This is a genomic window from Streptomyces sp. NPDC014656 (genome assembly GCF_043084305.1).
Taxonomy (GTDB): Bacteria; Actinomycetota; Actinomycetes; order Streptomycetales; family Streptomycetaceae; genus Streptomyces.
Map to the genome: position 1 here is coordinate 191,176 of NZ_JBIBZN010000002.1, position 14,420 is coordinate 205,595.

The 14,420-nt window shown below is 72.4% G+C and carries 13 protein-coding genes; all 13 read right to left on the minus strand.

Going from position 1 to position 14,420, the window contains the following annotated elements:
* Nucleotides 1–6: 6 nt before the first annotated feature.
* Nucleotides 7–657, minus strand: coding sequence for a protein-tyrosine-phosphatase (locus ACF1ED_RS04715; RefSeq protein ID WP_391756952.1), 651 nt, complete (start codon nucleotides 655–657; stop codon nucleotides 7–9).
* The gene (locus tag ACF1ED_RS04720) at nucleotides 654–1,301 is read right to left on the minus strand and encodes an L-threonylcarbamoyladenylate synthase (protein WP_391756953.1); all 648 of its coding nucleotides are present in this window, start codon (nucleotides 1,299–1,301) and stop codon (nucleotides 654–656) included. The genes ACF1ED_RS04715 and ACF1ED_RS04720 overlap by 4 nt, the downstream gene beginning before the upstream one ends.
* 40 nt (nucleotides 1,302–1,341) lie before the next feature.
* Nucleotides 1,342–2,187 (minus strand): peptide chain release factor N(5)-glutamine methyltransferase, encoded by an 846-nt coding sequence (gene prmC / locus ACF1ED_RS04725; protein ID WP_391756954.1) that lies wholly within the window; start codon nucleotides 2,185–2,187, stop codon nucleotides 1,342–1,344.
* Between the two features lie 99 nt (nucleotides 2,188–2,286).
* Nucleotides 2,287–3,363: a peptide chain release factor 1 gene (gene prfA, locus ACF1ED_RS04730; RefSeq protein ID WP_351841400.1), complete on the minus strand. Its 1,077-nt coding sequence runs from the start codon at nucleotides 3,361–3,363 to the stop codon at nucleotides 2,287–2,289.
* A 97-nt stretch (nucleotides 3,364–3,460) separates the two neighbouring features.
* Complete coding sequence (gene rpmE / locus ACF1ED_RS04735; protein WP_030761597.1) at nucleotides 3,461–3,685, minus strand: 50S ribosomal protein L31; 225 nt, start codon at nucleotides 3,683–3,685, stop codon at nucleotides 3,461–3,463.
* A gap of 237 nt (nucleotides 3,686–3,922) precedes the next feature.
* A complete protein-coding gene (locus ACF1ED_RS04740) occupies nucleotides 3,923–5,014 on the minus strand; it encodes an LCP family protein (RefSeq protein WP_391756955.1) in 1,092 nt (363 codons plus the stop codon).
* A 219-nt stretch (nucleotides 5,015–5,233) separates the two neighbouring features.
* Nucleotides 5,234–7,267, minus strand: a complete 2,034-nt coding sequence (gene rho / locus ACF1ED_RS04745; RefSeq protein ID WP_391756956.1) for a transcription termination factor Rho — start codon at nucleotides 7,265–7,267, stop codon at nucleotides 5,234–5,236.
* A gap of 429 nt (nucleotides 7,268–7,696) precedes the next feature.
* On the minus strand, nucleotides 7,697–8,614 hold the full coding sequence (gene thrB / locus ACF1ED_RS04750) for a homoserine kinase (RefSeq protein ID WP_351841406.1): 918 nt from the start codon (nucleotides 8,612–8,614) through the stop codon (nucleotides 7,697–7,699).
* A gap of 322 nt (nucleotides 8,615–8,936) precedes the next feature.
* On the minus strand, nucleotides 8,937–10,007 hold the full coding sequence (gene thrC, locus ACF1ED_RS04755) for a threonine synthase (RefSeq protein ID WP_391756957.1): 1,071 nt from the start codon (nucleotides 10,005–10,007) through the stop codon (nucleotides 8,937–8,939).
* Between the two features lie 6 nt (nucleotides 10,008–10,013).
* Nucleotides 10,014–11,303, minus strand: a complete 1,290-nt coding sequence (locus ACF1ED_RS04760) for a homoserine dehydrogenase (RefSeq protein WP_391757497.1) — start codon at nucleotides 11,301–11,303, stop codon at nucleotides 10,014–10,016.
* Nucleotides 11,304–11,441: 138 nt separating this feature from the next.
* Nucleotides 11,442–12,833, minus strand: a complete 1,392-nt coding sequence (lysA, locus tag ACF1ED_RS04765; RefSeq protein ID WP_391756958.1) for a diaminopimelate decarboxylase — start codon at nucleotides 12,831–12,833, stop codon at nucleotides 11,442–11,444.
* A 15-nt stretch (nucleotides 12,834–12,848) separates the two neighbouring features.
* Nucleotides 12,849–13,811 carry an ArgS-related anticodon-binding protein NrtL gene (gene nrtL, locus ACF1ED_RS04770; RefSeq protein ID WP_391756959.1) on the minus strand — a complete coding sequence of 321 codons (963 nt, stop codon included), beginning with the start codon at nucleotides 13,809–13,811 and terminating at the stop codon, nucleotides 12,849–12,851.
* Nucleotides 13,812–13,936: 125 nt separating this feature from the next.
* A complete protein-coding gene (locus tag ACF1ED_RS04775) occupies nucleotides 13,937–14,407 on the minus strand; it encodes a response regulator (protein ID WP_043219668.1) in 471 nt (156 codons plus the stop codon).
* Nucleotides 14,408–14,420: the final 13 nt, after the last annotated feature.

The following is a 14,420-nucleotide window of genomic DNA, read 5'->3' on the forward strand; positions in this document are numbered from 1 at the left end:
AGGGCGTCACCGCCGTGTCGGGACGCCCGTCAGGGCCGTGACGACCGGGTCCAGGGCCTCCTGGATCTCGTCGCCGATGGAGCGGAAGACGGTGATGGGGGCGCCGTAGGGGTCGTTGACCTCGTCGGCTTCGGCGGAGGGGGCGAGGAGCCACCCGCGTAGAGCGGCGGCCGCGCGGACCAGGGCGCGTGCGCGGTCGACCACGCCGTCGCGGGGGTCCGGGAGGGTGGCGGGGTCGATGGCGCGGACCAGGCGGGTGAACTCCTTCAGGGTGAAGGTGCGCAGTCCGGCCGAGTGGCCCATCGAGATGACCTGCGCGCGGTGGTCGCGGGTCGCGGTGAGGACGAGGTCGGCGCGGATGACGTGCTCGTCGAGGAGCTCGCGCCCGACGAAGCCGCTGTGGTCGGCGCCGAAGTCGGCGAGGACCAGCTCCGCGTTGGTCTCCATGGGGGCGCCCTCGTGGCCCCAGGTGCCGGCGCTCTCCACGATGAGGCCCCGGCCGAGCCCGTCGCCGAGGCGCTCGCCCAGGGCGTGGCGGGTCAGCCGCTCGGTGATGGGCGAGCGGCAGACGTTGCCGGTGCTGACGTGGAGGATGCGGAAGGTGCCGTCGTGCTCGTACGCGTACCCCGCTATGCCACGCCCCTCAGGGGCGGTCAACTGGCCACCTCGAGGTCGGGTACGACCTTGCGGAGCTCCTCCGGTGACAGCGCGCCCTCGCGCAGCAGCACCGGGACCTTGCCCGTGACGTCGACGATGGAGGAGGGGACGATGCCGGGCGTCGGACCGCCGTCGAGGTAGACGGAGACGGAGTCGCCGAGCATCTGCTGGGCAGCGTCGCAGTCCTCGGGCGCCGGGTGCCCGGTGAGGTTGGCCGAGGAGACGGCCATCGGGCCGACCTCGGTGAGCAGCTCGATGGCGACCGGGTGCAGCGGCATGCGGATGGCGACGGTGCCGCGGGTGTCGCCGAGGTCCCACTGGAGGGACGGCTGGTGGCGGGCGACGAGGGTGAGCGGGCCGGGCCAGAAGGCGTCGACGAGCTCCCACGCCTGCTCGGAGAAGTCGGTGACGAGGCCGTGCAGGGTGTTCGGGGAGCCGATGAGGACGGGGGTGGGCATGGTGCGCCCGAGCCCCTTGGCGGCGAGCAGGTCCGCGACGGCCTCGCGGCCGAAGGCGTCCGCGCCGAGTCCGTACACGGTGTCGGTGGGGAGCACGACGAGTTCGCCGCGGCGGACGGCCGACGCGGCTTCGCGCAGGCCGGTCGCGCGATCGGTCGCCTCGTTGCAGTCGTATCGGCGTGCCATCAGTCGCGCTCCTCCTCGGTCGTGGTGGTGCGGTGCCGGCTCATGGCATCGCCTTGCGGGCGGTCGCGAAGCGCGGCCGGTTGTTCAGGTCGGGGTGGTCGGCGGCGTCCGCCCAGCCGGACTCCTCGTTGAAGATCCACGGGACCTGGCCGCCCTGGGTGTCCGCGTGCTCGATGACGACGAGGCCGCCGGGGCGCAGCAGCCGGTGGGCGGTGCGCTCGATGCCGCGGATGGTGTCGAGGCCGTCCTCGCCGGAGAAGAGGGCCATCTCGGGGTCGTGGTCGCGGGCCTCGGGCGCCACGTACTCCCACTCGGTGAGCGGGATGTACGGCGGGTTGGAGATGACGAGGTCGACCTGGCCGTTGAGTTCCGGGAGCGCGGTGAGCGCGTCGCCCTGGTGGACGGTGACGCGGGAGCCCTGCGCGTTCTTCCGGGTCCAGACGAGGGCGTCGTCGGAGAGTTCGACGGCGTGCACGCGCGAGCGCGGGACCTCCTGGGCCATCGCGAGGGCGATGGCGCCGGAGCCGGTGCAGAGGTCGACGATCAGCGGCTCGACGACGTCCATCGCGCGGACGGCGTCTATGGCCCAGCCGACCACGGACTCGGTCTCCGGGCGGGGCACGAAGACGCCGGGACCGACCTGGAGCTCCAGGTAGCGGAAGAACGCCCGGCCGGTGATGTGCTGGAGCGGTTCGCGCGCCTCGCGGCGGGCGATGGCCTCCCAGTAGCGGGCGTCGAAGTCGGCGTCCTTGACGTTGTGCAGCTCCCCCCGCTTGACGCCGTGCACGAACGCGGCGAGCTCCTCGGCGTCGAAACGCGGTGAGGGAACGCCGGCGTCGGCCAGCCGCTGGGTGGCCTGGGCCACCTCGGCAAGCAGCAGGTTCACGCTGGTCCTCCGTGGTGCGGGGTGGGGCGGGAGAGGTGCCTCGGACGGGTGCCGGGACCGCCGGTGCCGGGCTGCCGGCACCGGCGGTCCCGGGTCGCCTCAGGTCGCGGCGAGCTTCGCCGCCGAGTCGGCGTCGACGCAGGCCTGGATGACGGCGTCGAGCTCGCCGTCGAGGACCTGGTCGAGGTTGTAGGCCTTGAAGCCGACGCGGTGGTCGGAGATGCGGTTCTCCGGGAAGTTGTACGTGCGGATCTTCTCGGAGCGGTCGACCGTGCGGACCTGGCTGCGGCGGGCGTCGGCGGCCTCGGCCTCGGCCTTCTCCTGGGCGGCGGCGAGGAGCCGGGAGCGCAGGATGCGCAGGGCCTGCTCCTTGTTCTGGAGCTGGCTCTTCTCGTTCTGGCAGGAGGCGACGATGCCGGTCGGCAGGTGGGTGATGCGGACCGCGGAGTCGGTGGTGTTGACCGACTGGCCGCCGGGGCCGGAGGAGCGGTAGACGTCGATGCGCAGGTCGTTGGCGTGGATCTCGACGTCGACCTCCTCGGCCTCGGGCGTGACGAGCACGCCGGCGGCGGAGGTGTGGATGCGGCCCTGCGACTCGGTGGCGGGCACGCGCTGCACGCGGTGGACGCCGCCCTCGTACTTGAGGCGGGCCCAGACGCCCTGGCCGGGCTCGGTGGCGCCGTTGCCGCCCTTGGTCTTCACCGCGACCTGGACGTCCTTGTAGCCGCCGAGCTCGGACTCGGTGGCGTCGATGAGCTCGGTCTTCCAGCCGACGCGCTCGGCGTAGCGGAGGTACATGCGGAGCAGGTCCCCGGCGAAGAGGGCGGACTCGTCGCCGCCGGCGCCGGCCTTGATCTCCAGGATGACGTCCTTGTCGTCGCTGGGGTCGCGCGGGATCAGCAGGAGGCGAAGCTTCTCGGTGAGCTCCTCGCGCTGCTTCTCCAGCTCCTTGACCTCGGCGGCGAAGTCGGGATCGTCGTGCGCGAACTCGCGCGCGGTCTCGATGTCGTCCCCGGTCTGCTTCCAGGAGCGGTACGTGCCGACGATCGGGGTCAGCTCGGCGTAGCGCTTGTTCAGCTTGCGCGCGTTGGCCTGGTCGGCGTGGACCGACGGATCCGCGAGCTTCTTCTCGAGGTCGGCGTGCTCGCCGACCAGTTCCTCGACGGCCTCGAACATCTTCGGGCTCCTGGTTTCGTGTGGTGCTACGGGGACGCCAAAGCGCCGGTCCCGGCCGCCCCGCGCGGGGGCGGCCGGTGACCGGCGCGGGGGCTCGCTACTTCTTGGCGGAGCCGGCGGCCTTGCCGAAGCGGGCCTCGAAGCGGGCCACGCGGCCACCGGTGTCGAGGATCTTCTGCTTGCCCGTGTAGAACGGGTGGCACTCGGAGCAGACCTCGGCACGGATGGTGCCCTCGGTCAGGGTGCTGCGGGTGGTGAACGACGCGCCACAGGTGCAGCTGACCTGGGTCTCGACGTACTCGGGGTGGATCTCGCGCTTCAAGGTGTCTCCTAGTTCCGGGAGGGCTCCGGGTCGTCGCCGCGGGTTGCGGCGGACGTGAACCGGGGCCGACGTACCAGTCTGCCAGGACCGGCCGCATCTCCCCAAACCGGGGTGGGGCCGCCGGTATTCCCAGGGGGTGGACGCGGGGCGGGGCGGGGGGAGGGCGTGGGGGCGGGCCGGGGGGAGGGCGTGGGGGCGGGGCGGGGGCGGACGCGGGAGCGGGCCGGGATCGCCGGGCTACTTCACGACGCCGTCGGCCCGGCCGGTGGCGGTGTCCTCGGTGGCGGTGGCGGGGATCGGCCGGTCGCCCTCCAGGGCGGTCCAGACCTGCTTCGCCTTCTCCTCGACGGGGACGACCCGGTTGGGGTCCTGGGGGTCGTACTGGACGGGGAGTGTCACCATGTGGACGTTCTGGGCCGGGATGCCGGTGAGGCCCCGGGCGAAGCCCATCAGCTCCTGGACGGAGTCGAGCTCGGAGTCCGGGGTGATGGCCTTGGTGGCGGCGTCGGCGAGGTCGAGGAGCTTCTTCGGGTTGGTGCCGACGTCCTTGACCTGTTCGATGAAGGCCCTCATGAAGGCCTGCTGGAGCTGGATGCGGCCGAGGTCGCTGCCGTCGCCGACGCTCTTGCGGGTGCGGACGAGGCCGAGGGACTGCTCGCCGTCGAGGGTGTGGGTGCCGGGCTCCAGGTCGAGGTGGCTCTTGGAGTCCTTGATGGCCCGGGTGGTGGTGATCTCGACGCCGCCGAGGGTGTCGATGAGCTTCTTGAAGCCGGTGAAGTCGACCTCGATGTAGTGGTCCATGCGGATGCCTGACATGGCCTCGACGGTCTTGACGGCGCAGGCGGGGCCGCCGACCTCGTACGCGGTGTTGAACATGGCGCGGGTCGCGCCCGCGTCCTCGGTGCCCTGGCCGTCGGTGCAGGTGGGGCGGTCGACGAGGGTGTCGCGCGGGATGGACACGACGCTCGCCTTCTTGCGGCCCTCGTAGACGTGGACGACCATCGCGGTGTCGGAGCGGGCGCCGCCCTCGTCCTTGCCGTAGGCGCCGTTGTCGCCGGAGCGGGAGTCGGAGCCGAGGACGAGGATGTCCATCGAGCCGTTGTCGATGTTCTTGGGGCGGTCGGTGCCCAGCTGGGCGTTGATGTCGACGCCCTGGAGGTTGCCGTCGAGCTTGAGGAACACGTAGCCGAGTCCGGCGCCGGCCAGGACGAGCACGGCGGCGGCGCCGGAGACGGCTATGCCGACGCGGCGGCGGCGCTTGGCGGGCGGTTTGCGGCGGCGTCCGGTGGCGCCACCGCGTGCGCGCCCGCTGCTGGTCTGCTCGGTCATCGTCTTCCCTCGGGCCTATGGTTCACCTTTTGTGACGGCGAAGCACCCGAAAGGGTTGCATACGGACCTGTGAGGTTTCGGTGCGCAAGCTGTCGGCAACGCACCGTGCCCGCCACTCGGGGAGTGGCGGGCACGGTGTTCGCGCAGGTCACGAGCGGGTTACGGCTCCGGGGCCGTCGCTCGCGGTGTGACGCGGGTCTCCCCGCGTCACCGACGGCGTCAGTCGTTGTTGCTGCCGCCCGGCGTCGTCTTCTGGATCTGCAGAAGGAACTCGCCGTTCGACTTCGTCTGCTTGAGCTTGTCCAGGAGCAGCTCGATGGCCTGCTGCTGGTCGAGCGCGTGCAGCACGCGGCGGAGCTTCCAGGTGATGGCGAGCTCGTCGCTGCCGAGGAGGATCTCCTCCTTGCGGGTGCCCGAGGCGTCGACGTCGACGGCCGGGAAGATCCGCTTGTCGGCGAGCTTCCGGTCGAGCTTGAGCTCCATGTTGCCGGTGCCCTTGAACTCCTCGAAGATCACCTCATCCATGCGCGAGCCGGTGTCGACCAGCGCGGTGGCCAGGATGGTCAGCGAGCCGCCGTCCTCGATGTTGCGCGCGGCACCGAAGAAGCGCTTCGGCGGGTAGAGCGCGGTCGAGTCGACACCACCGGACAGGATGCGGCCGGAGGCGGGCGCCGCGAGGTTGTACGCGCGGCCCAGACGGGTGATGGAGTCCAGCAGGACGACCACGTCGTGACCCAGCTCGACGAGGCGCTTGGCGCGCTCGATGGCCAGCTCGGCGACGGTGGTGTGGTCCTCGGCCGGGCGGTCGAAGGTCGAGGAGATGACCTCGCCCTTCACCGACCGCTGCATGTCGGTGACCTCTTCCGGACGCTCGTCGACCAGGACGACCATCAGGTGGCACTCGGGGTTGTTGTGGGTGATCGCGTTGGCGATCGCCTGCATGATCATGGTCTTGCCGGTCTTCGGCGGGGCCACGATCAGACCGCGCTGGCCCTTGCCGATCGGCGACACGAGGTCGATGATCCGCGTGGTCAGCACACCCGGGTCGGACTCCAGGCGGAGCCGGTCCTGCGGGTAGAGCGGGGTCAGCTTGTTGAACTCGGGGCGGCCGCGGCCGGAGTCCGGTGCCATGCCGTTGGTCGAGTCGAGGCGGACCAGCGCGTTGAACTTCTCGCGGCGCTCGCCCTCCTTCGGCTGACGGACCGCGCCGGTGAGGTGGTCGCCCTTGCGCAGACCGCTCTTGCGGACCTGGGCGAGGGAGACGTACACGTCGTTCGGGCCGGGCAGGTAGCCCGAGGTCCGGATGAACGCGTAGTTGTCGAGGATGTCGAGGATGCCCGCGACGGGGATCAGGACGTCGTCGTCGGAGACCTGCGGCTCGCCGGCGGCGGGGAACTCGTCACGCCCGCGACGCCCGCGGCGGTCGCGGTAGCGCCCGCGCCGGCCGCGGCGGCCGCCGTCGAAGTCGTCGTCGTCCTGCGGACCGCCCTGCGGACCCTGGCCCTGGCCCTGGCCGCCCTGCTGCTGGCCCTGGCCCTGGCCCTGGCGCTGCTGGTCCTTGCGCTGGCCGCCGCCCTGCTGCTGGTCGTCGCCCTTGCCGCGCTCGCGCTGGCGGTCGCGACGGTCCCGGCGGTCACGCCGGGTGCGACCCTCGGCGCCGTCCACGGCGGCCTCGGCCCTGTCGCCCTGCTGCTCGCCCTTGGCCTCGGTACGGACCTCGGTACGGGCCTCGGTCTTGACGGCCTGCGCGCCCTCGGCGCCCTCGGGCGAACCGGCGGGGGCGGTGGCGCGGCGGCGGCGGCGCTCGCCGGCCGGCTGCTCGTCGCCCTGCTCGGCGGCGGGCGACTTCGACGGCTGGCCCGGGATGTCGATCTGCTGCTGGGAGACGGCCTGCTCGGCCTTCTCCGCCTTCGGCTCGACGGCCTCGGCGGACTCGCCCGTACGGGCCTTGGAGGTGGCGCGGCGCTTCGGCTTGGTCTCGGCGGCGGCCTCGGTCTTGGCGGGGGCGGCGGATCCCCCACCGGCCTGCGCCTCCTTGATGACCTCGATCAGCTGGCTCTTGCGCATCCGCGCGGTGCCCCTGATGCCGAGGCCGGACGCGACCTGCTGCAGCTCGGCCAGGACCATGCCCTCGAGGCCGGTGCCGGAGCGGCGGCGCCGTGCGGTGCCGCCACTGGCAGCACCTGCGGCGGGCGCGGCGGCGTCGACAGTGCCGTCGGCAGTCACGCCCATCAGATCGGTGGTGTCGCTCACGAAGGGTCCTTCCCTGGAGCGGACGTCGGCCCTGTGGCTCGGCGACCGGTTGTGCTGTCCGGCAGCGGTCCTGGTTGGTGGACCGTGTCCGGGGCGGTGGTCCCGCCGGGATGCGGCGAGAGGAGAGAAACGTGCTGTGGGTCCGGCCCGAGCGCCCCCTGCTCGGCCCTCGCGTGCGGTGAGCGAGGGGTGTCGTGCCGGTTCCGGAGCGTGCTCGAAACTGCTCAGGCAGGCTGCTCAGGCAGTTGGGGAGGCTCCCGGAAGAATGGGTGGTCCCTGAGGGGACACTCCGCACCGCTCCACAAAGAGGGCGGGTGCAGACTTGAGATTAACACTACCGGCTCCAACAAACATTCCCCCTCTCACTCACCGGCAATCGCGTGTTCAGGACGCTGCCCGGCGTCCCGTACGGCGTCCGCCGCCGCGCCGTCAGGGCGCCAGCGGCAGCACGCTCGCTCCGGACGCGTCGAGGTCGAGCCGGTTGGCGGCCCAGCCCTCGCCCGCGAGCAGGGCGACCTTGTCGGCCGTCCCGTTGTCGGCCAGCGCGAGGACCGTGGGGCCCGCGCCGGAGATGACCGCGGGCACGCCGTCGGCCCGCAGCCGGTTCACGAGGGCGATGCTCTCCGGCATCGCGGGGGCCCGGTACTCCTGGTGCAGCCGGTCCTCGGTGGCCGCGAGCAGCAGCTCGGGGCGGCGGGTCAGGGCCTCGACGAGGAGGGCGGCGCGCCCGGCGTTGGCGGCGGCGTCCACGTGCGGGACGGTGCGCGGCAGCAGGCCCCGGGCGGTCTCGGTCAGCACCGGCTTGCCGGGCACGAAGACCACCGGAACGATGGAATCCGAAGGGTCCATCCTGATCGCCCGCGCGGCGCCGGCCTCGGTCCACGCGAGGGTGAAGCCGCCGAGCAGACAGGCGGCGACGTTGTCGGGGTGGCCCTCGATCTCGGTGGCCAGCTCCAGCAGGGCGGCCTCGTCGAGCTTGGCGTCCCCGCCTATGGTCACGGCGCGGGCGGCGACGATGCCGGCGCAGATGGCGGCGGAGGAGGAGCCGAGGCCGCGGCCGTGCGGGATGCGGTTGGCGCAGACGACCTCCAGGCCGCGCGGCTGCCCGCCGAGCAGGTCGAAGGCCGTGCGCAGGGAGCGTACGAGCAGGTGGCGCTCGTCGCGCGGGAGCGTCTCGGCGCCCTCTCCGGCGATGTCGACGTGCAGCCCGGAGTCGGCGACCCGGACGACGACGTCGTCGTAGAGGCCCAGCGACAGGCCGAAGGCGTCGAAGCCCGGGCCGAGGTTGGCGCTGGTGGCGGGGACGCGCACCCGTACGGCGGCGGCGCGGAACGCGGGACCGGCCATCGCTCGATGACTCTCCTTGACTGCGGCAACGGGGTGTTCAAGAGAAGTGCTGGGGAACCCGGAGTACCGTTTCGGCCGCTTCGGTCGCGGGGAGGCGACAACGGCAACGACACCACGCATATGCGTCGGGGCGGGTTCGGTACAGCCTATCGAAGGAAGGTTCTGTGGCGACATAGGGCGCACGGGAGGCGCACGATGCGTGTCGCGAGCCAACCTGTGCGCCTATGTACGTTCCTGATCGGGTTTCGACCAGGGCCCTCACCCGGTCGGAGGAGTTTCCGCTCGTTCCCGAGCATCCGCTCCCCCGTCCGGGGCATCGGGATCAGGCCAGTCCGAGCCGCTCCGCGGCGGTCGCGGCGTCCACCGGGACGGTGACCGGCTGCGGGGCGCCGGCGACGGCCCAGTCGGGGTCCTTCAGGCCGTTGCCGGTCACGGTGCAGACGATCCGCTGGCCCGGGTCGACCTTGCCCTGCTCGGCGGCCTTCAGCAGACCGGCGACCGAGGCAGCCGAGGCGGGCTCCACGAAGACGCCCTCCTGCGCGGCCAACAGGCGGTAGGCGCGCAGGATCTCACGGTCCGTCACCTCGTCGATGAAGCCGCCCGACTCGTCGCGCGCGGCGATCGCGTAGTCCCAGGAGGCCGGGTTGCCGATGCGGATCGCGGTGGCGATGGTGGACGGGTCCTTGACGACCTCGCCGCGCACCAGCGGGGCCGAACCGGAGGCCTGGAAGCCCCACATGCGCGGGCGGCGGGTCGCGAGGCCGTCCTCGGCGTACTCGCGGTACCCCTTCCAGTACGCGGTGATGTTGCCCGCGTTGCCCACCGGGAGGACGTGGATGTCGGGGGCGTCGCCCAGCATGTCCACGATCTCGAAGGCGGCGGTCTTCTGGCCCTCGATGCGGACCGGGTTGACCGAATTGACCAGCGCCACCGGGTAGTTCTCGGAGAGCGAGCGGGCCAGCGTCAGGCAGTCGTCGAAGTTGCCGTCCACCTGGAGGATCTTCGCGCCGTGCACGAGGGCCTGGCCCATCTTGCCGAGCGCGATCTTGCCCTGGGGCACCAGCACCGCGGAGACCATCCCGGCCCGCACCGCGTACGCGGCGGCGGAGGCGGAGGTGTTGCCGGTGGAGGCGCAGATGACCGCCTTGGCGCCCTCCTCCTTGGCCCGGGTGATGGCCATGGTCATGCCCCGGTCCTTGAAGGAACCGGTGGGGTTGGCGCCCTCGACCTTGAGGTGCACCTCGCAGCCCGTGCGCTCGGAGAGGACCTGAGCGGGGACGAGCGGCGTACCGCCCTCACGGAGCGTGACGACCGGCGTCGCTTCCGTGACCGGAAGGCGGTCCCGGTACTCCTCGATGATGCCGCGCCACTGGTGGGTGCCCTGGTTGGTCATGGGTCCTTACTCCCCTTCAACACGCATGATGCTGGCGACACCGCGCACGGTGTCGAGCTTGCGCAGCGCCTCGACGGTCCCGGAGAGGGCCGCGTCGGGCGCGCGGTGGGTGACGACGACGAGGGAGGCCTCGCCGTCCTTGCCCTGCTGGCGCACGGTATCGATCGATACGCCGTGCTCGGCGAAGACCGTCGCGACCTGGGCGAGGACGCCCGGCTTGTCGGCCACGTCGAGACTGATGTGGTACCGCGTCACCACGTCGCCCATGGAGCTCACGGGCAGCTGGGTGTACGCGGACTCGCCGGGGCCCGTCGCCTCGTTGAGACGGTTGCGGCAGACGGCGACGACGTCGCCGAGAACGGCCGAGGCGGTCGGCGAACCACCCGCTCCGGGGCCGTAGAACATGAGCCGCCCGGCGGCCTCCGCCTCGACGAAGACCGCGTTGTACGCCTCCCGGACCGAGGCCAGCGGGTGGCTCAGCGGGATCATCGCCGGGTGCACGCGCGCGGTGACGGACTCGCCGTCGGCGGCCCGCTCGCAGATCGCGAGCAGCTTGATGGTGCAGCCCATCTGGCGGGCGGAGGCGAAGTCGGCGGCGGTGACCTCGGTCATGCCCTCGCGGGAGACGTCGTCCAGGCGCACGCGCGTGTGGAAGGCGATCCCGGCGAGGATGGCGGCCTTGGCGGCGGCGTCGAAGCCCTCGACGTCGGCGGTCGGGTCGGCCTCGGCGTAACCGAGCGCGGTGGCCTCGTCCAGGGCCTCCTGGTAGCCGGCGCCGGTCGAGTCCATCTTGTCGAGGATGAAGTTCGTCGTGCCGTTGACGATGCCCATCACCCGGTTGATCTTGTCGCCGGCGAGGGACTCGCGCAGCGGGCGGATCAGCGGGATGGCGCCGGCGACGGCGGCCTCGTAGTACAGGTCCTGCCCGTGCTGCTCGGCGGCGGCGTACAGCGTGGCGCCGTCCTGGGCGAGCAGCGCCTTGTTGGCGGAGACCACGGAGGCGCCGTGCTCGAAGGCGGTGGTGATGAGGGTGCGGGCCGGCTCGATCCCGCCGATGACCTCGACGACGACGTCGATGTCCCCGCGTTTGACCAGGGCGGTGGCGTCGGTGGTGATCAGCGCCGGGTCGATGCCGCCGCGGACCTTGTCGGGCCGGCGGACGGCCACGCCGGCGAGCTCGACCGGCGCGCCGATGCGCGCGGCGAGGTCGTCGGCGTGCGTCGTCATGATGCGCGCCACCTCGGAGCCGACAACTCCACAGCCCAGCAGCGCCACCTTCAGCGGACGCGTACGCATCATCCGACCTCGTTTCTCGTACTTCTGATTCGTATCTCTACGGTTCTGACGGGGTTGGGACAAGTCTCACTCACCGGACGGGGGATTCAGCCGGCCGTCCGGATCCTGAGACATCGATTCCACCACCCGACTATTTCATCAGCCGACGTCGAGACGCAGGAGATCTTCCTCCGTCTCGCGCCGGACGATGACCCTTGCTTCGCCGTCCCGGACCGCCACCACGGGCGGCCGGAGGGCGTGGTTGTAGTTGCTCGCCATGGAGCGGCAGTAGGCGCCGGTGGCGGGCACGGCGATCAGGTCGCCGGGCGCCAGGTCGGCGGGGAGGAAGGCGTCGCGGACGACGATGTCGCCGCTCTCGCAGTGCTTGCCGACGACCCGGGAGAGCATCGGCTCGGCGTCGCTGACCCGGGAGACCAGGCTGACGCTGTACTCGGCGTCGTACAGGGCGGTGCGGATGTTGTCCGACATGCCGCCGTCGACGCTGACGTACGTGCGCAGCCCGTCGAGCGGCTTGATCGTGCCGACCCGGTAGAGCGTGAAGGCCGTCGGCCCGACGATGGCGCGCCCGGGCTCGACCGAGATCCGCGGGGTCCGAAGGCCGGCGGCCTCGCACTCCCTCGTCACGATCTCGCCGAGCGCCTTGGCGATCTCGTGCGGCTCGCGCGGGTCGTCCTCGGAGGTGTACGCGATGCCGAGGCCGCCGCCCAGGTCGATCTCGGGCAGCTCGACGCCGTGCTCGTCGCGCACCTCGGCGAGGAGCTGGACGACGCGCCGCGCGGACACCTCGAAGCCGGCCATGTCGAAGATCTGCGAGCCGATGTGCGAGTGGATGCCGATGAGCTCCAGGCCGTCGAGCTTCAGCGCCCTGCGGACGGCCTCGGCGGCCTGCCCGCCGGCGAGCGCGATGCCGAACTTCTGGTCCTCGTGGGCGGTGGCGATGAACTCGTGGGTGTGCGCCTCGACGCCGACGGTGACGCGGATCTGCACGCGCTGCCGCTTGCCGAGGGACTGGGCGACGTGGGCGACCCGGACGATCTCCTGGAAGGAGTCGAGGACGATCCGCCCGACGCCGGCCTCGACGGCCCGCCGGATCTCGTCCTCGCTCTTGTTGTTGCCGTGGAAGGCGATCCGCTCGGCGGGCATCCCGGCCGACAGCGCGGTGGCGAGCTCGCCGCCGGAGCAGACGTCGAGGTTGAGCCCCTCCTCGTGCAGCCAGCGGACGACCGCGCGGGAGAGGAAGGCCTTGCCGGCGTAGAAGACGTCGGCGTCCGTGCCGAAGGCCTCGGCCCAGGCGCGGCAGCGGGCGCGGAAGTCGGTCTCGTCGAGGAAGTAGGCGGGGGTCCCGAACTCCTCGGCGAGGTCGGTGACGCGCAGCCCGCCGATCGTCGCGACGCCCTGCTCGTCCCGGGCCACGGTCCGCGCCCACACCTTGGGGTCGAGCGTGTTCAGATCGGCGGGCGGAGCGGTGTAGTGGCCCTCGGGGAGCACGTCGGCGTGGCGGGGGCCTGCGGGGTGGGCGGAACGGCTCATGTCTGGTCAGCTCTTTCAGATCCGGTCGGGTGCGCTGATGCCGAGCACGGAGAGGCCGCCGGCGAGCACCGTCCCGGCGGCTTCGGCGAGCGCGAGCCGGGAGCGGTGGGCGGCCGAGGGTTTCTCGTCGCCGAGCGGCAGAACGGTGTGCTGGAAGCCGAGCAGCGCGTCGGCGACGGCTTCGAGGTGCCGGGCGACCCGGTCGGGGGCGCGGTGGCGGGCGGCGGCGAGAAGTACGGAGGGGTGGTCGCGGAGGAGTCCGAGCAGCGGATCCCCGACCTCCGTCTCGTACGAGGGGAGGACGCCGAGCTGCGCCCCGTTGGCGAGGAGCCGCCGGGCGCGGGAGTGGGCGTACTGGACGCGGAAGAGCGCGTTGCGCTCGTGCCGGACGAGGAGCGGGGCGCCGTCGAGGGGCCGGTCGTGCGGCGCGGCGCGCAGCAGCCGCCACCGGGCGGCGTCGGTCCCGAGCCGCTCGGTCTCGTACGCGCCGGGGTGGACGTGCGGCCGCTCGCCACCGGCCTCGACGCGGACCTCGGCCCCCTGCCCGAGCAGCAGCCCGGTCAGGCAGTCGACGACCACGCGGGCGCGTGCCTCGGCCGGCGGCTCGAACCGCACGGCGCTCCCGGCGAGGCCGTCGCCCCGTCCGTACGCGGGCCCGGCGCCGCGCACGGCCTCGACGAGCCCGGCGCCGCTCTCCCGCCGCAGGGTGAAGTTCAGGAACCCGGGGCCGGTGATGTCCACGGCGAGGATCCCGGCGGCCCCGTCGAGCCGCTCCTTCAGCACGGAGGCGACGTCGAGGGCGGGCCGCCCGGCCGGCCGCGCGAGCGACAGGGCAACGCTGCTGGCGTACTCCCCCACCCCTCCCGGCCGGGCCTTCTCGACCTTCACGCGCGGAGGGACGTCGACCCGCAGCGCACCGTCGTCGACCGCACGGCGCACGGCGTGCTGCACGGTGAGGGAGAGGTCCGCGGGGGTCACGGTCCCAGCCTAGGGGAGGAGGGGGGTCGGAACGCGAACCGGTTTCGCCATCCGGGCACCCGGCACGCCACCGCCGGGAAAACCCCAGGTCCGGCCGGGATCCCCCGGGAACGCGCGGGAGGAGCTCACCGCCCGGGACAGACGCTCCCGGCGGCGGGTCTGCCCGGGGAACCGTCCCCCGCGGACGGCTCCTCTCCCGCGTCGGGCCCACCGGCCTGGCGCCGCTGCCTGGGCTCGCGGTGCAGCAGCTGCCGGACGACCCGTACGAGCTCCGCCGGCTCGAAGGGCTTCGCGAGGAACGCGTCCGCCGCCTGCGCCCCCTCGCCCTCCCCGCAGGCACTGATGATCGCCACGGGCAGATGCCGCGTCCGCGGATCCTCCCGGAGCCGCTGGGCGGTCTTGATCCCGTCGAGCCGAGGCATGACGACGTCGAGCGTCACGACATCGGGCCGCACGCGATGCACGACGTCCAGACACTCGGCACCATCGGCCGCGGTCACGACCTCGAACCCCTCGAGTTCGAGATTGACCCTGATCAACTGCCGGATGACCTTGTTGTCGTCGACAACGAGCACCCGCCCGGACACGCCTGACACGTGAACGAGAGTA